We start from the raw sequence: 21,144 nt of genomic DNA, 5'->3' as shown, positions 1-21,144 counted from the left end.
TAGACATGGAAAGCTGCGGAATGCTAGGTGCCGCAGGGGTTCGAGAATTGACTGAAGATTTCGTCCCGGCTCGGTGGAAGAGGTTGGCGCGGTGAACCAGACCGTCGCACGGGTTCAATATCTGTCGGGGTCGCCCGCGTCCGCCGGGGCTCTCGTCAAGCGCAATGCGCGCCTGCGCGAGGAGCTTAGGCACCAGGCGCGCGAGGCACGTCTGCGACAATCGGTCGTTCGGCCCACCAGCGCCGCCTTCTGGAGCGCCGAGGTGCGCGCCATTGCCGCGTTCAGGCTGCCGCTGATGGCGAGCTTCATCGCGATCGTGGTGGTGCCGTCCCTCGTCGTCGCCGTCTATTTCATCTTCTTCGCCTCCAGCCAGTATCTCTCCGAGGCGCGCTTCGCGGTGCGGACCTCCGAGCATGCGGGCATCGAGAACCTCGCCGGCGGCAGCGCCTTCCAGGGCCTGTCGGAGGTGCAGGATTCCCTCATCATCGCCAATTACGTAAAGAGCCTCGCCGTGGTGGGTGCGCTGGAGGAGCGCGTGGGCCTGCGCCGGCTGTTCTCGCGCCCAAGCATCGACTGGTTCTCCCGCTTCAACCCGGACCGCCCCATCGAGCGGCTGGAGCGCAGCTGGCGCAGCCAGATCGACACCGCCATCGAATCCACCTCCGGCATCATCACGGTGAAGGTGTGGGCCTTCTCGCCGGAGGATTCGCTCACGATCGCCGACGCCATCGTCGGCCTCAGCGAGGACATGGTGAACAAGCTCGGCGAGCGCACCCGCAAGGATGCCATCGCCCAGAGCCAGTCCGAGCTGGAGCGCGCCGAGGCCCGCCTGCGCAAGGCCCGCGCGGCGGTGCGCGACCTGCGCAACGAGGTGGGCGTCATCGATCCCGCCCGCACCAACGAGGGCATCGCCAAGCTTTTGGGCGACCTGGAGAGCGACCTCGTGCTCATCGACCAGGAGCTGAGCACCGCCCGCCGCACCTTCAGCCCGGACGCGCCGCAGTTCGGCCTGCTGGAGGCGCGCCGCCACGCCATCCGCGAGAACATCACCGCCCTGAAGGCGCGCCTCACCACCGCCGGGGGGCCCGACAAGGACACCCTGTCCGCCATCATGACGCGCTACGACACCCTCGACCTCGAGCGCCAGATCGCCGAGCGCCAGTACACCGCGGCCGCCACCGCGCTGGAGCAGGCGCGCGTCGCCGCCGAGCGGCAGGGCATGTATCTCGCCACCTTCGTGAAGCCCGTGCGCGCGCAGGAGAGCGACTGGCCGCACCGCTTCTGGATACCACTGGCGGCGGCGCTGGCCTTCTGCCTCCTCTGGCTCGTCATCGTCTCGGCGTTCGAGCTGATGCGCCACCTGAAGGCGTGAGGCCTCCCGATGATCATCACCGACCGGCTCACCAAGACCTACTGGACCCACCTGCGGCGCAAGGTGGTGCTGAGCAACGTCTCCGTCACCCTCGATCCGCGGGTGAGCTACGGGCTGCTCGGGCAGAACGGGGCGGGCAAGTCCACATTCCTGAAGCTGATCGCCGGCACCGAGGCGCCCACCTCCGGACGCATCTACCGCTCGGTGCGCCTCTCCTGGCCCTTGGGCTTTGCCGGCGGCTTCCATCCGCAGATGACGGGGCGGGAGAACATCCGCTTTCTCGCCCGCGTCTACGATGCGGACATTGCCGAGGTGACCGATTTCGTGGAGGATTTTTCCGAGCTGGGGCGCGACCTGGACATGCCGGTGAAGACCTATTCCTCGGGCATGACCTCGCGCCTCGCCTTTGCGGTGTCCATGGCCATCGAGTTCGATTTCTATCTGGTGGACGAGATCACGGCGGTGGGTGATTCGCGCTTCCAGCTGAAGTGCGTGCAGGCCTTTGCCGAGCGGCGGACGCGCGCGGGCATGATCATGGCCTCCCACTCCACCGGCACCATCAAGGATTTTTGTACCGCCGGCATGGTGTTGCAGAAGGGACGCCTGATGATCTTCGAGGATGTGAATGACGCCATCGAGGTTCACCGCCAGGCGATGGAGGCCTGAGCATGACGGACACCCCCCGCCCCACCCGCTTCGCCGGCGAGAGCTGGCGCACCGCCTCGGCCATGCACGCCCGCGTGGTGGGCGCGGTGATCATGCGCGACCTGCAGACGCGGTTCGGCGCCGGCTATTTCGGCTTCCTGCTGGGGCTTTTGATGCCGCTTGGGCATCTGGGAATTGTAATTCTAATAACAACGCTACTTAAACGGCCAATTCCGCTAGGCCGAGAAACGCCCGTCTTTGTAATGACCGGAGTTCTTCCATTTATAATATGGCTATATAGCCACAGACAAATCATGTTAACTGCCATTCAGAATCGGCCACTATTATATTTTCCAAGCGTCGACTTTATCGATCTATTTATAGCCCGAATTATTATTGAAATCATAGCTGCAACCATTGTTGTTTTTTCAGTTTTATCTACAATATCCCTTCTTGGGTACGATTTAACGATAAACAATCCAAGTCGATTCGTTTTAGGTCTTATTTTAGCATGGGTTGTTGGGATAAGTACTGGATTAATAATTGGATTATTAGGTTTTCTCGTTCCTATATTCACAATATTTGGAAATATAATGGGAACGATATTTTGGATAACATGCGGAATATTTTTCCTACCAGACTTTTTACCTGAAAGCATAAGAAATATAATATTTTTTAATCCACTAAGTCATATCATAGACCTCATTAGAGAGGCCGTTTACTCTGAATATATTGGCTCATTCTATGATGCGAACTTTCTGATATCATCTATTCTTATTTTATTTGCAATCTCAATGCTACTCATGCGCATTGTGAGAAAATATACATGATATATGTGCGATCTTCCCTGTTTACTCGGATCCAACGCCAATTCAGTCCGCAGAAACCGCCCAAAGGGCCTTGCTGTTTTCGACCCCAATTTGCCGTAGACGACACGCCATATCATCGATGAGCAAAGCGTCCTGACGCATAAAACGCGCCCTGTACGCATCCTCACCTTCTACTATGAATGCAGCTAGCCGATTTGATTCGGCTGCATTTTTTAGATTCTCTGCATTATCAACATCGAGATATGGCCGCAATTTATTCAACGAGTGGCTCAACATTAAATCATATGATTTATAATGAAAGTGTAGATACGTCAGATTCGTCTGAACCTTTTCCGCAGAGCATTTAGTTTCGCCAACATGATATCCATGATCCATAATTTTAAATGTACCAGATCTAAATAGAGTTTTGCGATGGTACACACGTACAAACTCATTCAATCTCCAAAGAACGTTATTATATGCTGCAGAAATACCTAATGGCGCGACTTCATTCGCAAACTCTCCCAAATGATCCAATATATCATCTTTATTCACGCTAACATGACCTGGAGACATCTCCATTGCCAGAAACTCATCACAATCTACGGGGATGAAAAAATCATAATTACCGGACAGCTCAAGTTCTTGTATCTTTTTTCCAAGAATGACACCCTTACGTCGAAAGTCGACTCCAGATTGAGCGGAATAGTCGACATTCAACCCAAGTTTTTCATATTCATATAAAGTATTTAGTACGCTGCTTTCTTTAGACCCATTATCCCATACGTATAGATTTTCCAGTCCAAACTGGTTTCCGTAATATTGGATCCATGGCACCAGAAGCGACGCCTCGTCACGCTGCATCATTAGAACCGCAAGGCGGGGTTTGGTGGGCGGATTATTCGGCTTGGATTTGGCTAGCCGGCTTCGAGCAACCAAGCCTCGCTCCAGAAACGCCGCACGTAGCGCCGACAACTGGACCAACAAAAGCCGCTCTCCTTCGGTTCCTGTAGTTGTATTCCGCAATAAATTGCTGGGGCGCCCAGCCAGCGCAAGTGAATATGAAGCTAGAAAGGTATAGCTTTCATAGGGATCTGAAAAGAACCTCTGTTCTGAGTTTTTCTTGAATGTAGACAGAAAGTGATTATTCAAATAATCGTGATTTTCTTCAATATTTTCCGCACACCGCCTGTCCCAGGTAACACCAGAGCGCACCATCTCAATGGGCGCCCCGGCATAAACGGAATGCTCTATCAGCCTTCCCTGAACAACAGAGCCCTGACCAACAATGGTATGGGCCCCAACCTCTGCCCCCTTATTGATAGTCACAGCACGCGAAATCCACACATGCGGATGCAGAATAACAGGCCTAGCGTGATTAATCCGACCGCGAGTCTCAAGATCATAAATTCCATGAGAATCGCTTGTTCGAATAAAAACCTGCGTAGATAGCATTGAATCGCTACCTATTATTATATATGAATTTTCTTGTATACAAAAATTACTTCCACTCTGGACCGTAACACCCGGCGCCGTTACGCAAAATCCAAATTTTCCATATATATGGACAAACAATCCCTCTATTCTGCAATTGAATCCGAACACTAATACATTTTTTTTGGAGTGACAAGCGATGTCGCAATTCGCCATAAACGAATCTCGACCAATGAATATGTACGCTTCATTCGACCCGCTTATCGATACCTTCTGAAAAGAACAGTTTTTACCAACAAAAACCCTTGCCTTTGGATTATTTATAGACAGTCCGACTGTTTCGACATTTGTTACCTCAATATATTCTTGAAGTGGCTCTAGATTAATTCCACCCCTCCCTCCATCTGTATATAATAACATGATTTGTGATATAATATACGATGCAACTGCAGTATTTTCATCCTCTGATTCAAAAATATTCCAGACAAGCGGAGCTGTACTCTGTATCAGAGATAATAACTGATCTGAGCTCATCGAGATACTCCAGTCATCGCCTTTGGTATCAATCCGCCAAGACGTTAGCGCTTGATGATGTTTTGACACCTGCCCCGCTAAGAATAGCGATATAAGACTTGGCCAAGCGTTTGCGTTTCGTCCGATACCCCTCTACATCGAAGGGGAAAAGCTCCGGCAACATTTTGCGTGTCAGAACCTTGGGCATCTCACTTGCCGGGCGCGCGGGAATGCCCATGGTGTCGCAAAGCTCGGCCGTCCGGCTGTCATGGGTGATGCACCCGCCCGGAACGCCTGCCTGGATCGCTAGCATGATGCCGTGGAAGCGTGGCCCCACCACGAAATCGTGCCGCTTGAGCCAATTCATCCAGTCCGGCACGGTGCCGAAGCCCAGCATGTTGCGCCGGCACCACAGCGCGAACTCATCCGTTGAAAGGCGCGGCCGGAAATAGGCGCGCAGCAGCTCGACGTCCTTCTCCGACATGGTCGCAAGCTCGCCCTGTCCCAGATCAACCATGATCTGCCCATGCTGGACGATGCAGGACCCATCACTCTCGTCGACGAGATCAAGGACGGCACGCTCGATTTCGGCCAGTTCCCGCCAGTAGGGCTGTCCCACGGCTGCGGCGACACGGCCCACCGGAACCTCGCGACGGGCCGAAACGAGCGCGGCAATATCGGTTGGATTGATGAAATTGGACGGGCAGCCCATGACGATGCCGCGGTCGCCGCAGCCAAGGCGCTCCAGCTGACGCAGGGTGTATTCGCCGCGCACGCCGATGTTCGGCGCCTTGCCCGGTGCAAGCCGGCCGATGACTTCCAGCCACTTCTTCGTGCCGTCGGGAATCACCGCCTCTTCGTCGCGGCTTGCCGCCTGCGCTCCAAGCCCCAGCGCCACCACGGGAAGCCCGATGGCTTCGAGATTGGCCGCATGGGTGCCAAGGTCGGTATGCGGCCCAAGCTGGTTGGCGCAGGCCAATACGATAAGATCCGCCGTCCCCCTCAGATCCGCCGCCGGAACGTGCCAAGGCACGACGCGCACCGGCTCCGGCGTTCCGTCCGTCGCCACGCCACCAAGATGGCTGGCGATGGCGTAGACAAAGGCGAGGTTGCCCGTGTTCCCACCGAGCATCCCGTTGAGCGTTTTCCCATCCAGTCGGTAGGCATGTTCCACGCCCGGCGAAGACCCCATGACAACGATTCGCAAGCCCGTCTCCCCTGTCCGCTTGATCCAGTGCATAGCGCAGACCGGCCCGAATTCTAAATCAGGAATTTCACACCCCTCCCGGCACGTCGGGCCGGAGGGAAAACTCGAACTGCTGTGTCGCAATATGCAAATTGACGTCACCTTACGCGAGTTCTAATGGACGTCTTGGGGATTGTCGGTGGTGGTGCCATCGCGGGTTGGCCATGCTGGGGCTGGTTAAGATCATGTCGTGGTTTGCAAATCGTGTTCGGCCGCAGCCAGCCGCCAGCCCGGGCGCCGCCGAACCCGACATCCGTGAACCCGACGAACGTCTTGAACCCGTCGCCGACACCACCCCGCCGGCGCAAGTACCTGAAGAGACAGAGCCTTTTTGGCAGCGCCCCGTCGAAGGTCCGGTCTGGCCGCCGCTGGTGCAGACCGACTCAGCCGGCACCAACCGGGACGGGGCGGGCCTCGACCGCCTGTATTTCGACGGCGAAATTCTGGTCCTCACCGGCTGGGTCTGCGGCGACGCAACCCTCGGATTTTACAGCGGAAACGATCCCGTCGCGCCGCTCCTGCGGGTCGAGGTTCCCCGCCCCGACGTGGCCACCGCCTATGCCTTTTCCAATCCGGTCACCGGCTTCCTCTGCCTCTGGCGCGGCCCCTTCCCCGAGGGCGCGAAGGTCCACGCCAAAGCCGGCGGGCGGAAGAAGAAAAGTATTGCACCGCAAGGCTTTGCGGCCTCCGAGCTGGAGCCGGACCTATCCCGCATCCTGCGCGAATACGCCCCCGCCCGCAGCGTCCTGTTCGATGCGCTGCGCGATTCTCCCCAGCTTCTGCGCACCGTCGCCTGGTCCGCCACCCCCTCCAACCGCCCCGGCGACCCCCGCGGCTACATCGACATCCTCAAATCCGTCCCCGACGCCGGCGGCCTCTGCGTCGGCTGGTCGCTGGGCCGCGCCGACTTCTTCCTGGTCGACGACAAGGGCGCCTGCCTCGATCTGGCGGGCGCGCTGCGCTGGAATCGACCCGACATTTTCGACGGCTTTTCAGCGGATTACGGTGCCGATTGCGCCGAGGCCGGCTTCCTCCAGGCGCTGCCGCCGGTGGAGCGCGGGGGCGCGCTGGTGCGCCTTCTCGCGCGGGCCGGCGACGACCTGATCCTGCTCCACGAACGCACCAGCGAGCCCGCGCCCCTCGATGCGGTGGGGTACGCGCGCTGGGCCTTCAGCCTGCCGGTCCCGCCCGAACGCATGGTGGAGCGCTTCGCCGCCCACGACGGCGCCCTGCTGCAACGCCTCATCGCCCGCACGCGCCAGCGCCCCCCAAGCCAGCCCCTGGTGCGGCGCATCGGCCCCGTCCCGGCCGAGCCGGAGGTATCGCTGCTGGTCCCGCTGTTCGGCCGCTACGACTTCGTGGACCACCAACTCCTTGAATTCGCGGACGATGACTTCATCCGAGAGCGCTGCGAGGTGCTCTATATCGTCGACGATCCCAATATCGCCCAGCCGGTGCAGTCCGCCATGGAACGCTGGTGGCAGCTCTACCGCGTGCCGCTGGCCGTGATCTGGGGCGGGCGCAACAGGGGCTTCTCCGGTGCCAACAACCTGGGCCTGTCGGTGGCGCGCGGACGCAAGGTTCTGTTCCTGAATTCAGACGTCATCCCCATTGCGCCCGGCTGGCTCGACGGCCTGAGCGCGCGGCTCGACGATCATCCCGACTACGCGCTGCTTGGTGCGCGGTTGCTGTTTCCCAGCGGCGGCGTGCAGCACGACGGCATGACGTTCGAATACAGCCCAGCTTACGGTGTCTATCTCAACCAGCATCCCGGCAAGGGCCTGGCGGCCGGGCCTGCGCCGGAAGGCGCCGTTGTCGACCACGCCGCCGTCACCGGAGCGTGCCTCCTTGGCCATCGGGCCGAATTACAGGCTTTCGGCGGCTTCTGCGAGGACTACCTCATCGGCGATTTCGAGGATTCCGACCTCTGTCTGACGGCGGAGGCGGCGGGCCGGCGCGTGGGTTTGTGCCCGGACATCGCATTGACGCACCTGGAGCGGCAGTCCCTTGGCCTTTTCGGTTCCGGCGATTTCCGGGTGCGGGTAATGCTGTTCAATGCCTGGCTGCATCAGGAGCGCTGGCGCGAGGCGCTGGGCCGACATGCGTCGTATGGGATGGCAGGAGAGAGTCTTTGACCGGGACCATTCTCGTCATTTCCCACGGCCATGTGGATTTCAGCGCGGGCGGAGCCGAGGTTGCCGCCTATCAGCTGTTCGCGGCCCTCGGCAAGGCAGGTTCGGCGCGCAAGGTTGTCCTGCTCGCAGGCCATCACGGGACCGAGCAATCGGGACTGATCACCGTGCTGCGGAACAACGAGTACCTTTGGCGCACGGGCATGCGCGACTGGTTCAAGTTCCAGTCCGGCGTGCGCGACGCTGTGACCGGTTCATTCCGGCGCTTTCTCGGCGGGCTCAGGCCGGACATCGTATTCGTCCATCACTACGCCCATATGGGACTGGAACTGCTGCGGGAGATCCGCCACACGTGTCCCGAGGCGAAGATCGTTCTGACTCTCCACGAATTCCAGGCGATCTGCGCCAACAACGGCCAGATGGTGAAGCGCGGCTCCGCCGAACTGTGCTTCGGCGAGAGCCTTCAGGCGTGCGTGGGCTGCTTTCCGGATCGCAGCGAGGAAGACTTCTGGCTGCGCAAGCATTTCATTCGCCGCCATTTCGATGCGGTGGACCGGTTCATCGCGCCGTCCGAATTCCTGCGTCAGCGTTATATTGCCTGGGGCCTGCCCGCGGAGCGGATCGCCGTCATTGAGAACGGGCAGCCCGACGGTGCGCGTCTCGCACCGCGGACGTTGGCTCCCAGCGGATTGCGCAACCGCTTTGCATTTTTCGGGCAGGTCACGCCGTTCAAGGGGGTGGACGTGCTGCTGTCCGCCCTCGCCAACCTGCCCCGCAAGCAGCGCAAGGACATTCACGTCGAGATCCACGGGGCGAATCTCGAACACCAGGACGAGGCCTTCCGCAACCGGATCGAAGCGCTGCGACGGCCGTTGATGGAGGAGGGCGTGCTGCACTGGCCGGGAGCTTACCACCGGGACGATCTGGCCCGCCGCATGGCCCGTATCGACTGGGTGGTGGTGCCGTCCGTGTGGTGGGAGAATTCACCGGTCGTCATCCAGGAGGCATTCCGGTTCGGCCGCCCCCTGTTGTGCTCCAACATCGGCGGCATGGCGGAACACGTGCGCGACGGAATCGATGGCCTCCATGTGGGCGTCGGAAACACCTCCGACTGGGGCGAGACACTGGTGTCCGCCGCCGCGGACATGGAAGGCTGGGACCGCTTCTATCGCACCATGAAGACGCCGCTGCCGGTGGCGAAGGCTGCCGAGCGCTATCTGTCCTGGGCGCTCGAAGGGGCCAGCCCCAGCCATGGCGCTTGCCCCGCCTTGTCGCCGAGATCTGATCTGACCTTGGCCTGACCAGGATGGTCGGCGTTTGCGCCTCCCACGGCTTACTTCTGCAAAATGCAAAAAATTACAGCCGGAGCGCTTTTTCTCGACCGGGTTGCCGCAGCGCGATATATGTAGGCTCAGTGTCGAAGCATGATCGCGTGAAGTAGAATTTATCGCCCCGGTCGAAAAAGCAATTTGCGAAACGTGGCCTCAGAAAGTGGTAAAAGACGGATGTTGGTTCCTTTCCGCGGATGGACGAAAGATTGATACGCCTTTCCACTTGTGATCTTGCGATCATCGGTCTCGCCTGCCGCCTTCCGGGTGCCGCCGATACTGTGTCCCTCTGGACACTCCTCACGCAAGCACGATCTGCCATCCGGGAGCTTCCGACCGGCCGCTGGCCTGTCGAACTCGGACTGCATCCGCGCCGCACCGAGCCCGGCTTCGCCTATACGTTCGCCGGTGGCTACCTCGACGCACCCTTCGCGTTCGACCCCACAGCCTTTGGCATTTCGCCGAGGGAGGCACAGCAGATCGATCCGCAGCAACGCCTGCTGCTCGAAGTGGTTTGGGAGGCGCTGGAGGATGCCGGCCTGCCCGCGTCCTCACCGGCACTCGGTTGCGTTGGCGTGTATGTGGGTGCCTCCAACGTCGACTACCAGATGGGCGCCTCCGGCGATCCGGCGGCCATCGAGAGCCACTTCATGACAGGCAATTCCCTGTCGATCATCTCGAACCGCATATCCTACGTCTTCGACTGGCGCGGCCCGAGCTTCACCATCGATTCCGCCTGCTCGTCGTCGTTCGTCGCATTGGCGCAGGCGGCCATTGCGCTGGAAGCAGGACTGATCGACACCGCTGTGGTGGCGGGCGTGAACCTGCTGCTGTCGCCAGCCCCCTTCATCGGGTTTTCGCGGGCCTCCATGCTGTCGCCGACCGGGCAGTGCCGGCCGTTCTCCGCGGCGGCGGACGGCTATGTGCGCTCGGAAGGCGCGGTCGCCATCATCCTGCGCCGGAGCACGGATGCCCGCGCCTGCGGCCATCGCGTTCGTGGCCATGTGGTTGCCGCCGGCGTCAATTCGGATGGTCGTACCGCCGGCATCTCCTTGCCCTCCGTGGAGGGTCAGGCACGGTTGATCGAGCAGACTTACAAGGCCGTGGGGATCGACGGATCGAGCCTTGCGTTTGTGGAGGCGCACGGCACGGGCACGCCGGTGGGCGACCCCATCGAGGCGCAGGCCATCGGATCGGCTCTGGGCCGGGGCCGGGTCACGCCGCTGCCTCTGGGCTCGGTGAAATCCAACATCGGCCATCTCGAGTGCGTCTCCGGCCTCGCCGGGCTGGCGAAGGCGACGCTTGCGCTGGAGCACAGGCTCTATCCGCGCACGCTCCATCTCGATGGCCTCCACCCCCACATCGCGTTTTCGCAGCTCAATCTCGCGCCGGCGCTGGCGCATGTGCCCCTCGATATCGGGCAGACGCCCTTTGCCGGCGTCTGCAACTATGGCTTTGGCGGCACCAATGCCCATGTGGTCCTGCGCGCTGCGGAGCCCATGCCAGATGTAAGGCCGACAGAAGCGCCGGCCCGGCTGCTGGCGTTGTCCGCCCGGTCCCAGGAGGCCCTGCGGGATCTCGCCGGCGCCTATGCGACCCGCCTTGAGGCCGCCGACGCGACAGGCAGTGCGAGCCCTGCGGACCTCGCCGCCGCCACGCGCCACCAGCGCGATCTGTTCGACCTGCGCCTGGCGCTACCGGTCGGCCCTGCCCGTGACATGTCGACCGCGTTGCGCGGTTTTGCCCAGGGCGGCCCGCAGGAGGCCATCGTTGCCACCGGGAAGGCCCTGCCGCTGCAGGGCAAAGTCGCGTTCGTCTACAGCGGCAACGGTGCCCAGTGGGTGGGCATGGGCCGGACGGTGCTGGCGCGCAGCGCCGCCTTCCGCTCGGCGTTCGAAACCGCCGACCAGCTCTATCGCAAAGTTGGAGGCTATTCGCTCACCGACGTGCTGGGTGCTGTCGACCTGGACGCGCGGATCGGCAAGACCTCGGTGGCCCAGCCCTTGATTTTTGCCATCCAGGTCGCGCTGACCTCGGCATTGGCCGAAGAGGGGCTCACGCCGGACATGGTCCTCGGGCACAGCGTCGGCGAGGTGGCCGCCGCGGTGGCGAGCGGGGCGCTCGACCTTGAAGCCGCGATCCATCTCATCCATCACCGCAGCCTCAGGCAGGAGCCGTTTGCCGGCCGCGGGCGGATGCTCGCCCTGGCCGCGGGAGAATCGCAGGCGCGCGCTTTCCTGGAAAACCTCAACCAGCCCGACCTCGATCTGGCGGCCGTGAACGGCCCGCGTTCGGTTACCATCAGCGGCTCCGCCGTGTCCATCGCCCACGCCGAAAAGTCGGCGCGGCTCCAGCGCATCGCCCACATGGCGATTGGTGTCGACTATCCTTTCCATTCAAGCATTCTGGACGAGGCCGAGGCAGGCATCCGCGCCGACCTCGAACACCTCGCCCCCACCGCGACGCGCCTTGATTTCATCTCTACGGTCACGGGCACGCTGCTGCCCGGTACCGTTCTCGATGCCGGCTACTGGTGGCATAACATCCGAGAGCCGGTGCGCTTTGCCAATGCCATCGTCGTGGCGGGCACGCGCGGTGCCACGCACTTCATCGAGATCGGCCCGCGCCCCATCCTCCTCTCGGCGGCGCGAGACACGCTGAAGGAGGCGGGCTTTACTGCGGAATGCCTTGGCAGCCTGTCCGAGCGTGACGATGGCGAGGAGGCGGACCCGGTACGCGCCACCGTCGCCGGCGCCTTCGTGCGCGGCACACGGCTCGACACCGCGCGCACCTTCGGCGCAGCCCCCGCAGCGCCCCTCCATTTGCCGTCCTACCCGTTCCAGCGGCAGGACTTTGTGCTGCCGCGGACCAGCGAGGCCCTCGACCTCTTCGGCAGCTTTTCCGGATCGACGCCGACCCATCCCCTGCTGGGGCGGCGCGTGAGCCAGAACATCCCGGACTGGCGCTCCTTCATCGACCCGCAGATCGTCCCCTACCTTGCCGACCACAGAGTGGAAGGCGAGGCGGTGGTGCCCGGCGCGTCGCTCGCGGAAATGATGCTGGCGGCGGGTCGCGACGTCTTCGGCGCAGGACCGCTTGAACTCCTCGACTTCGACATCCTGCGCCCGCTCACGCTTGCGGACGGGACCATGCGCGAGGTGTCCACCCGCATCGACGACGTTTCACGGACCTGCGAGATCCGCGCCCGGCGACGGCTCAGCGGCGGCGCGTTCCTGCTCCATGCGGTCGGCCGCATCGGCCTCGCGTCGGGCCGGCCGATGCGTATGAGCCTCCCGGACGCCGCGACGCTGAGGACAGCGACGCCCGAAGCCGTCTATGCGGCGGCGGAGCGCTGCGGCCTCGGCTACGGACCGAGCTTCCGCAAGATCCTGGAAGTTGAGCGCAATGACGACGGGGCGGTCGCGCGCCTCTCCACGCAACCGCTTCCGACCGGTCTGTTCGCCGACGTCCATGTGATTGACCCGACCAGCCTCGACGCCGCCCTGCACTCGCTCTTCCTCGACGCCCATCAGGTGGCGGGCGAGACGCGGACCCACCTGCCGGTGCGGATCGGCGCGCTGCGGGTCTGGCAACCGGCGGTGCCGGTGGTGGAAACCATCCTGCGCCGCGTCCATGAAAGCCGCTTCACCTCGCGCGTGGACATCAGCCTGCTCGCCGCCGACGGTTCGGTGGTGGCCGAGGTGGAAGGCCTCGTCCTGCGCGAGGTCGTGTTGTCGCGCCGCGACGACGCCGAACGCCAGTTTCGGCTGGAGTTCGAGCCGCTGGGCCATGCGGCTGCGCCGGCCCCCGATCTTGAGGCCCTTGCCGATTTCACCGCGGCGCCCATCGACGCTGTCCTGCTGCTGCGCGGCTTCGTGCGCTCCTTCGTCTTTGAAACCGTGCACCGCATCGCCGGCGGGCGGGAGGTCGCACGACCGGCGCTCATGGCGACCCAGCGGATCGGGTCCGGAGCGCAGGACCATTTCGCCCACCTGATGGCCTATCTGGAGGCGTTCGGGCTTGCCGAAGCCACGGCTGGCGGCTGGACCCTTCAAGAGGCGCAGTTGCCGGCGTCGGAGGCCATCTTTCGGACCCTCGTCGCGCGCTTTCCCGCGGCCAACGGCGAGATTCGCCTTGCCGCCCATCTCATGGCGACGCTGCCCGGCGGGCTTGAAACCGGCGCCTGTGGCCCGCTGCCGGCAGCGATCGCCGAACTGTTCGAGGAAGACGGCCTGGTCTTTCAGGCGGGGCTCACGGCACTGCGCCGGGCCATAGCGCAGCAGATCGCCGCCGCCGCGCCCGCCCGGCCCCATGTGGTCGCAGTACAGCCCTGGACCGGCGGCCTCGTCCGCACCCTCTTGCCCTTCGCGCGGGAAGGCACGGCACACATTACCTTCGCCGGCGGCAATACGGCGGCCTTTGAGCGCATCGCCGCACGGCCGGGTGCGGACGACTTCGCCTTTCTCGATACCGGGAAACCGGACACGCGCCGCGCACCGGTGAACCTCGTGGTCGGGCTTACAGCCGGCCGCCCGTTCGACGGCAGTCCCGGAGAAGCCCGGCGCATCGCCGAGATCTGTCACGGCGCCCGAATCGTCCTTGCCCATCCCACGGCCGACGCGGCGATGGAGCTGCTGTCCGGCAACTGGACGGCAGCGGGCCACGATAGCATATCCAAGCCTCAGCTGGACGCTCTGCTCGGCGAGATGGGTTGCACCCGGATCGAAAGCACACCGCTGCCGGATGGCCTCACGACCCTTGTGGGTGCCGTGCTCCCGCCGGTCGCGCAGAGCGGCAGCGATCCGCTGCCCATGGTGCTCGGCAATGCCACGACCCCGGACTTCTGCCGCATCCTCGCCGGCGATGGCGACGTTGTCGCGCCGGCCGGTCCCCTTCCCGATCCAGATTGGGATGGCGCTCCGCGGGACGTGATCTTTCCCGCCGTCCTTGATCCCGCGATCGCGCCGCGTGCAGCCCTCTCCGCTTGCCTGCTGGAGCTGAAGCGCAGTGTTGGCTGGGCCGCGGCCAGCAAGGGCGTGCGCCTGTGGATCGTCACGGCGCGCGGGCGGCCGCTGGAGGGGATCACCCTCGATCCGTCGGCTGTGGCCATCTGCGCCTTCGGCCGGGTGATCCTCAACGAAAATCCGGAACTCGACCTGCGCCTCGTCGATGTGGATGCCTTCGACGCCGACGCTGCGCTTCGCCTTCGCCGGATCCTCGACAGCGCGGGGCCGGAGACGGAAATCGCCTGCTACCCCGAAGGCACGTTCGGCGTGCGGGTGTTCCGCGGCGTCCGCGAGGAGACGGGCGCAGTGGACGCCTCCCGTCGCGTGCGCCTCCACGTGCCGCAGCAAGGTGCACTCGGCTCCCTCGGCTGGATCGCGGACGAGCGAAAGGCGCCGGCTGCCGATGAGATCGAGATCGAGGTGGCCGCCACCGGCCTCAATTTCCGCGACGTGATGCTGGCGCTCGGCGCGCTCGACGACGACATCCTCGGCCCGGGCCTCACCTCCGCCTCGCTGGGCTTCGAGTGCGCGGGCACCGTGGTGCGCGTCGGGTCCGATGTTGCCCATCTCAAGGCTGGCGACGGCGTGATGGGCTTTGCGCCGGACGCCTTTGCCTCCCACGTCACCGTGCCGGCCTGGTACGCCTTCAAGGCGCCGGACGGCCTTGCCCTCGAAGCAGCCGCAGCCATTCCCGTGGCGTTCGCCACCGCCTGGTACGGGCTCGTGGACTGCGCGCGCCTTGCCCCGGGAGAGCTGGTGCTGATCCACGGGGCGGCCGGCGGTGTCGGCCTCGCCGCGGTGGACATCGCGCTGGCGCGCGGGGCGCGGGTCATCGCCACGGCGGGCACCCCCTCCAAGGCGGCGCTGCTGCGGGCGCTCGGCGTCGAGGCCGTGTACAATTCGCGCGATCTCGCCTTTGCCCGGGAGATTGCCCGGGACCACGGCGCGGTGGATGTGGTTCTGAACTCCCTCGCCGGCGACGCCATGGCGGCAAGCCTACGCCTGGTGAAGCCGTTCGGCCGCTTCGTGGAACTGGGCAAGCGGGACTTCCTCGCCAACACCGCCATGGGGTTGCGCCCCTTCGCGCGCAACCTCAGCTATTTCGGCGTGGATCTCGACCAGTTGCTGGCCCACGATCGCGAGCGGGCCAAGCGGGTGATGGCCGACATCGGCGATGCGTTCGGCGCGGGCCAGCTCCATCCCTTGCCCTATCGCGCGGTGGATGGCGAGAATGTGGGAGAGGCCTTTCGCCAGATGCAGGGCGCGCGCCACATGGGCAAGATCGTCGTGCGCCCGCAGCAGAGGGGCCGGCTGGCGGTGCCCGCCAGAGGCGAGCTCGCAGTGCGTGAGGGGCTCCATCTGGTGATCGGCGGTACCGGAGGCTTTGGCCTCGAAACCGCCCTGTGGCTCGCGGCCCGAACGAATGGCGTTGTCGCGATCGCCTCCCGCAGGGGCGTGCGCGATGGCGAGGCCGCTGCCCGCATCGCCGCGGCCAATGAGGCCGGAGCCCGCATGGTCGTGGAGGTCGCCGACGCGCGCGACGGCGATGCGCTTGCCGCTCTCGTGGACCGCCTGGTGGCCGACCACGGCCCGCTGCGCAGCATCATCCACACCGCCATGGTGCTGGAGGACGGGGTGGTGGCGAACCTCACCGCCGAGAGCCTTGCCACCGTGCTCGCCCCCAAGGTGGACGGCGTGCTGGCCCTCGACCGCATCACGAAGGCCCATCCGGTGGACCATTTCGTGGTCTATTCCTCGGCCTCGGCCATGATCGGCAGCCCTGGACAGGGCGCCTACGTGGCCGCCAACGCCTTCCTTGAAGGGGTGGTGCGCAATCGCCGCAGCCGCGGGCTTGCGGGACTTGCCGTGGCCTGGGGGGCCATTTCCGATGCCGGCGTGATCGCCAAGCAGGAAGCGCTCGGCCAGCGCCTCGCCCGCGCCACCGGCGTCGCTGGCATCGCGTCCGGCGAGGCGCTCGACTTCCTCGGTCGCCTGATGGCCCGAGGACGGGAGGCCGGACCCGTGGCGGTCTATGCCCAGGTGAACCAGACGGCGATCGCAAGCCAGCTCGCCGTGCTGAAGACGCCGACCTTCCCGCGCCTCTTCTCTGCCGCGGCCAACGAAATGGGGGGCGAGGGCGATCCCCTTTCCGAACGCCTTATCGGGTTGAGCGAGGATGCCGCCCGCGACCTTCTCGGCGCATTGCTGGCGCGGGAGATTGCCGGCATTCTGCGCCTCCCCGCCGAGACGGTGGATGCGGGCACACCCCTCTCCGCGCTCGGCATGGACTCCCTGATGGCACTGGAGCTGCGGCTGACGCTGGAAAAGAAATTTGGTCTGGAACTGCCGCTCCTCGCCATCGGCAGCGGCCGCAGCCTGGCGGACCTCACCGGCGTCGCCCTGGCGAGCCTGCGCGGAACAACCGCCCCGCCCTCCGAGGCACCGGAGGCCGAACCGGACGCAACTGATGCAGCGCTTCTGGAGCAGCACGGCGTCAGCCTCGCCCCGGAAGACGGCAGCGCCATCCTCAAGGCCATCGGGGCCCGGCGCGGCGCCACGGGGCGACGGGCATGAGCGGTGGTGGCCGCCTCTCGGACGACGAGTTCGCCCGGCTCATGGCCGAGATGAGGACGCCCACCCCGGCGGCGGCCCGGCCACCCGAGCGCACGGACTACGGGCCGCAGGTGGCCTTCGATACCTTGCCCCGCTTCACGGAACTCAGGACGCAGCGCGCCGCGGCGGATCTGCTGGGATTGCAGAGCCCCTATCACCGCCTGCACGAGATGCGCGCAGGAGCCGTTTCGAGGATCGAGGGGCGGGATGTGGTGAATTTCGCATCCTACGACTACCTCGGCCTCAACGGCGACCCGCGCATCACCCGCGCCGTTGCCGATGCGGCCGCGCAATGGGGCACCAGCGTCTCGTCGAGCCGCCTGTCCGCGGGCGAGCGTCCGGCCCATGGGGCGCTCGAAGCGGGGCTCGCCGCCGTCTACGCGGCCGAGGCGGCCCTCGCCTTCGTGAGCGGCCACGCCACGGCATTGGCGGTGATCCCGACACTGATGGGGCCGAATGACCTGGTCGTGACCGATGCTCTCATGCACAATTGCGTGCTGCTCGGCGCCCAGTACAGTCCCGCCACCCGCCGCACCTTCCCCCACAATGATCTTGATGCGCTTGAGGCCATGCTGGCGCGGGACCGTGACCGGTTCGGCCGTGTCCTGATCGTCAGCGAAGGCCTGTTCTCCATGGACGGGGACGGGCCGGACCTGAAGCGCCTCGTGGCGCTGAAGGATCGCTTCGGGTGCTGGCTCATGATCGACGACGCCCATGGCCTCGGCGTGCTCGGTGCCACCGGGCGGGGCATCGCCGAGCATGCGGGCGTCGATCCGCGGGCGGTGGACATCTGGTTCGGCACGCTCTCCAAGTCACTGGTGAGCTGCGGCGGCTATATCGCCGGGCCGACAGCGCTGGTCGACTATCTCAAGGCGTTCGCGCCGGGCATGGTCTACAGCGTCGGCATGCCGGTTCCCGTGGCGGAGGCCGCCCGCGTCGCGCTGGAGCTGATGGTCGCGGAGCCCGAGCGGGTGAGACGCCTTTCGGCCCACGGCACGCGCTTTCGCGCCGAGGTGGTGGCCCGCGGCTTCGATGTGGGAACCGCCTGGGGCTGCGGCATCGTTCCAGTCATCGTTGGTGAAACCATCAAGACCGTGCAACTCGCCCAGAGGCTTCTGGAGCGCGGCATCAATGTCTTCCCGGTGCTGCCGCCGGGTGTGCCGGACCGCTCGGCCCGACTGCGCTTCTTCCTTTCGGCCGCCCATACCGACGCCCATCTCGATCAGGCCCTGGACGCCCTCACGCAGGAGGCCGCCGCCCTCGGCCTGCCACTTCCGCGATCCGGCTGACGGCATCGAGCCACGCCTCGAAGGCCGGCTCCCAATCCAGCACCTCCCGCTCGGCGGCGAGGGCCGCACCGAGACGGCCTGCGAGCGCCCTGTCCTCCATGAGGCGGGCAAGCTGGGTCACGAAGTCACCGACATTGCCGGGCTCAAACAGCAAGCCATTCTCCCCGTGGCGAACCTGCCCCGGAATGCCACCGGCATGCGGGGCGATGACAGGCACGCCGCTCGCCAGTGCCTCATAGACGGCGAGGCTCGCATTCTCGCAGCGGGAGAAGGTGGCATAGGCATCGCTGTTGGCGAGAAGCGCTCCGAGGTCTGCATGCGGCACCGCGCCCAGCACATGCGCGCGGGGCAGACGCGCCGCCAGATGCTCCACATGAGACCGCAGTGACCCGTCGCCGGCAATGACCACGCCGAGGCCCGCGCCGAGACGCCGGGCCAGCGCCGGCAGCGCCTCGCCCCAGGACGACCAGCCCTTGTCCGGTGTCAAGCGTCCGGCAATGATCATCACCGGCCGGCCGTCGAGAGCGGGCAGGCCCCAGTTCCGCCCCCAATAGCCGGGGGTGCGCAGGGACGGCGAGAAGCGGGCCGTGTCGACACCGTTGAAGCGGCCGCAGACCCCATTGCGCAGCCCGAAGCCGACGAGACGGCGATGGGTCTGCGCGCTCGGCACCAGGGTGGCGTCAAACCTGTTGTACAGTGCCGTCACAAGCCGCCAGCCCATGGCCTTGAGCGGGTCCAGCACAGGCACCAGGCGGGGGCTGCCCTGTCCCCAATAATCGACGAAATTGGTGTGGAAGAACGCCACGGCCGGGATGCCGTGGCGACGGGCGAAGGCGACACCCGGCAGGCGCCTGATACCCCAGGCAAGCCGCTCGGGCTCGTCCACATGGATGAGGTCCGGACCGAAGGCGGCGAGCGCCTGCTCGATCACCTCATGGGCGGCGGGACCGGGATTGAAATCCCCCGCCGCGGCGCCGAACGGCGTTCCCGGCAGGCCGGCGAAGGCAACCCCATCGGGCAGGCCGGCCGGACGCCGCAGATCGTCCGCACGCCGGGGCGCGAGCAGAAGAACATCGTGCCCGCGCGCCGCCAGCCGCTGGACCCGCGCAGCCACGCTGACGGTGACGCCATCCAGCACCGGCAGATAGCCAGAACAGAGAATGGCGACCCTCATGCTGCGCCAACCGCCGGCGGCGGGCTGTCTCCGAAGCGGGAATAGAGGGCCAGCACCTCCTGCGCCATGTCGCGCTCGGTACGTGGATAGGCGGTGGAGGCGCTCATGCGGCGGGCGAGGTCCGGGGCCTCCACGAACCGGCGCAGGACCACGGCGAGCGCTTCCACATCGCCGCGCGGGAAGGCGAAGCCGTCGATGCCCTCCTGGATGAACTCGGTCATGCCCGGCACGTCGGAGACCACCACGGGGGTATGGGTCGCAAGCGCCTTGAGCAAGGTGAGCGGCCCGTTCTCGAACCAGGTCGATGGCAGCACCAGAACGTCGATCCGGGAGAGGACCTCGGCCATCCGGTGTTCCTCGAACGGTTCATGGAAGGTGACCGGCATCGGCGCGGCGACGCTCCGCAGGTCCCGCGCATAGTCGGGATAAAGCTGCTCGGAGCCCCAGATATCGAGGGTAAAGGCGTCCGCGGGCAGCAACCGAAGCGCCTGGAGCAGCAGATGCGGCCCCTTGTGCATCAGAAGCTGGCCGATGAAGCCAAAGCGCACCGGGCGACCGGTGGCAGGCGGCTTGGGGCAACGATCAATATCGATGCCGAAGGCACTGTGGACCAGCGGCAGGGTGATGCCGTTGGCCTCGAAGGTATCCTTCAGATAGCGCGTCGGCGCGATGGCGGCCCGGTATCGCCCCATGGCCGCCCTGAAAACCTGCGGCCGGTGGATCACCGCCAGGGCATCGGTTCCAAGCGGTGGCGGCAGGAGCGGGGCGAGGTACGTTCCGGCAAGGGCGGCGAGATGGTGCACGGCCGGGTGCGCCAGCACCGTCCAGAACGGTTTCACTCGCTCGGACCGACGCATCAGGATGCCGCATGTCATGCAGTTGAGGCGCCGCGCATCGGGGCCGGCGCACAGGCCCCCGCCGGGAAGCTGAAGGAGGCTGTTGAGGCAGAGGTTGAAGAAGTCGGTCAGCGTCGCGAAGGTCGGAATGCCCAGGGCCTGTGTCACCTGCGGCAGGACGACGGAGAAATTGCCCAGATGGCAGACATGGACTACATCCGGCCGGATCTCCCGCAGGAGGCGCTCCAGTAGCGGAGCAAGGGCCGGCATGTCGTACTCTTCGCGCGCATTGCGTGGCGGCGTCGCGTTCCGATCGATACGCAAAACCGGGATGCCGCCGACGACATAGCGATGGACCTCGCAGCCCTGGGCTGGGTCACCCGGGCTGAGCGCAGTGACTATGACTGGGTCATGACCGAACGCGCGCAATTGCCGTGCAAGTGCGAGCGTATAGGATTCCGTACCGTAGAAGTGGTCTGGAAAGAACGCATGGACAAAGAGCGCCACCCGCAGGGGGCGGGCTGGGAGGGGCGGCTCGTCGGCAAACTGGCGCATGACCTCTCAGGCTACATGATTCAAATGCATGAGGTTCACCTTACCAGAGGCAGTCCGGTTTGTTCTGGGCGATTGGCGGCGCGTGAATCGCCCCGGTTTGCCGGAGGCTGGTTCGTTTGAGTTACGCCGCCAGTGAGCCATGCCGCAAGTGAGTCACGCCGCCAGTGAGATCGGTTCAAAGCGCTGGTATAT

At 64.5% G+C, this 21,144-nt stretch carries 12 protein-coding genes; 8 read left to right on the top strand and 4 right to left on the bottom strand.

The annotated features are described in order from the left end of the window. Positions 1–91: 91 nt before the first annotated feature. From V5F48_RS10155 to V5F48_RS10145, 3 genes are read left to right on the top strand one after another with little or no spacing between them, the layout of a single operon-like run. A complete protein-coding gene (locus V5F48_RS10155; RefSeq protein WP_394258591.1) occupies positions 92–1,372 on the top strand; it encodes a KpsE/RkpR family capsule polysaccharide export protein in 1,281 nt (426 codons plus the stop codon). Between the two features lie 9 nt (positions 1,373–1,381). Beyond that, the gene (locus V5F48_RS10150) at positions 1,382–2,038 is read left to right on the top strand and encodes an ABC transporter ATP-binding protein (protein ID WP_394258590.1); all 657 of its coding nucleotides are present in this window, start codon (positions 1,382–1,384) and stop codon (positions 2,036–2,038) included. A 2-nt stretch (positions 2,039–2,040) separates the two neighbouring features. Beyond that, positions 2,041–2,847, top strand: a complete 807-nt coding sequence (locus tag V5F48_RS10145; protein WP_394258589.1) for an ABC transporter permease — start codon at positions 2,041–2,043, stop codon at positions 2,845–2,847. A gap of 42 nt (positions 2,848–2,889) precedes the next feature. Here V5F48_RS10145 and V5F48_RS10140 read toward each other — a convergent pair whose 3' ends face one another. Together V5F48_RS10140 and V5F48_RS10135 are read right to left on the bottom strand one after the other, a co-directional pair. Further along, complete coding sequence (locus V5F48_RS10140; protein ID WP_394258588.1) at positions 2,890–4,794, bottom strand: glycosyltransferase family 2 protein; 1,905 nt, start codon at positions 4,792–4,794, stop codon at positions 2,890–2,892. A gap of 28 nt (positions 4,795–4,822) precedes the next feature. Continuing rightward, positions 4,823–5,980 carry a polysaccharide pyruvyl transferase family protein gene (locus V5F48_RS10135; protein ID WP_394258587.1) on the bottom strand — a complete coding sequence of 386 codons (1,158 nt, stop codon included), beginning with the start codon at positions 5,978–5,980 and terminating at the stop codon, positions 4,823–4,825. 203 nt (positions 5,981–6,183) lie between these two features. Here V5F48_RS10135 and V5F48_RS10130 point away from each other — a divergent pair, with 203 nt between their 5' ends. From V5F48_RS10130 to V5F48_RS10115, 4 genes are all read left to right on the top strand, one after another. Further along, positions 6,184–8,154: a glycosyltransferase family 2 protein gene (locus V5F48_RS10130; RefSeq protein ID WP_394258640.1), complete on the top strand. Its 1,971-nt coding sequence runs from the start codon at positions 6,184–6,186 to the stop codon at positions 8,152–8,154. A 32-nt stretch (positions 8,155–8,186) separates the two neighbouring features. Beyond that, entirely contained in the window at positions 8,187–9,452 is a 1,266-nt protein-coding gene (locus V5F48_RS10125) for a glycosyltransferase (protein ID WP_394258586.1), read from the top strand. 236 nt (positions 9,453–9,688) lie between these two features. Further along, positions 9,689–17,059: an SDR family NAD(P)-dependent oxidoreductase gene (locus V5F48_RS10120; RefSeq protein ID WP_394258585.1), complete on the top strand. Its 7,371-nt coding sequence runs from the start codon at positions 9,689–9,691 to the stop codon at positions 17,057–17,059. Continuing rightward, positions 17,056–18,387: an aminotransferase class I/II-fold pyridoxal phosphate-dependent enzyme gene (locus tag V5F48_RS10115; protein WP_394258584.1), complete on the top strand. Its 1,332-nt coding sequence runs from the start codon at positions 17,056–17,058 to the stop codon at positions 18,385–18,387. The genes V5F48_RS10120 and V5F48_RS10115 overlap by 4 nt, the downstream gene beginning before the upstream one ends. Here V5F48_RS10115 and V5F48_RS10110 read toward each other — a convergent pair. Continuing rightward, on the bottom strand, positions 18,338–19,561 hold the full coding sequence (locus tag V5F48_RS10110) for a glycosyltransferase (protein WP_394258583.1): 1,224 nt from the start codon (positions 19,559–19,561) through the stop codon (positions 18,338–18,340). The two genes, V5F48_RS10115 and V5F48_RS10110, sit on opposite strands and share 50 nt — an antisense overlap. Continuing rightward, the gene (locus V5F48_RS10105; protein WP_394258639.1) at positions 19,558–20,826 is read right to left on the bottom strand and encodes a glycosyltransferase; all 1,269 of its coding nucleotides are present in this window, start codon (positions 20,824–20,826) and stop codon (positions 19,558–19,560) included. The genes V5F48_RS10110 and V5F48_RS10105 overlap by 4 nt, the downstream gene beginning before the upstream one ends. Between V5F48_RS10105 and V5F48_RS10100 the strand changes: the two genes are divergently transcribed. Next, positions 20,749–21,072, top strand: coding sequence for a hypothetical protein (locus V5F48_RS10100; protein WP_394258643.1), 324 nt, complete (start codon positions 20,749–20,751; stop codon positions 21,070–21,072). The two genes, V5F48_RS10105 and V5F48_RS10100, sit on opposite strands and share 78 nt — an antisense overlap. Positions 21,073–21,144 lie beyond the last annotated feature (72 nt).

This window comes from Xanthobacter autotrophicus ATCC 700552 (genome assembly GCF_043194565.1).
GTDB classification, from domain to species: Bacteria; Pseudomonadota; Alphaproteobacteria; order Rhizobiales; family Xanthobacteraceae; genus Xanthobacter; species Xanthobacter autotrophicus_F.
This window is presented reverse-complemented; position numbering and strand designations above follow the sequence as displayed.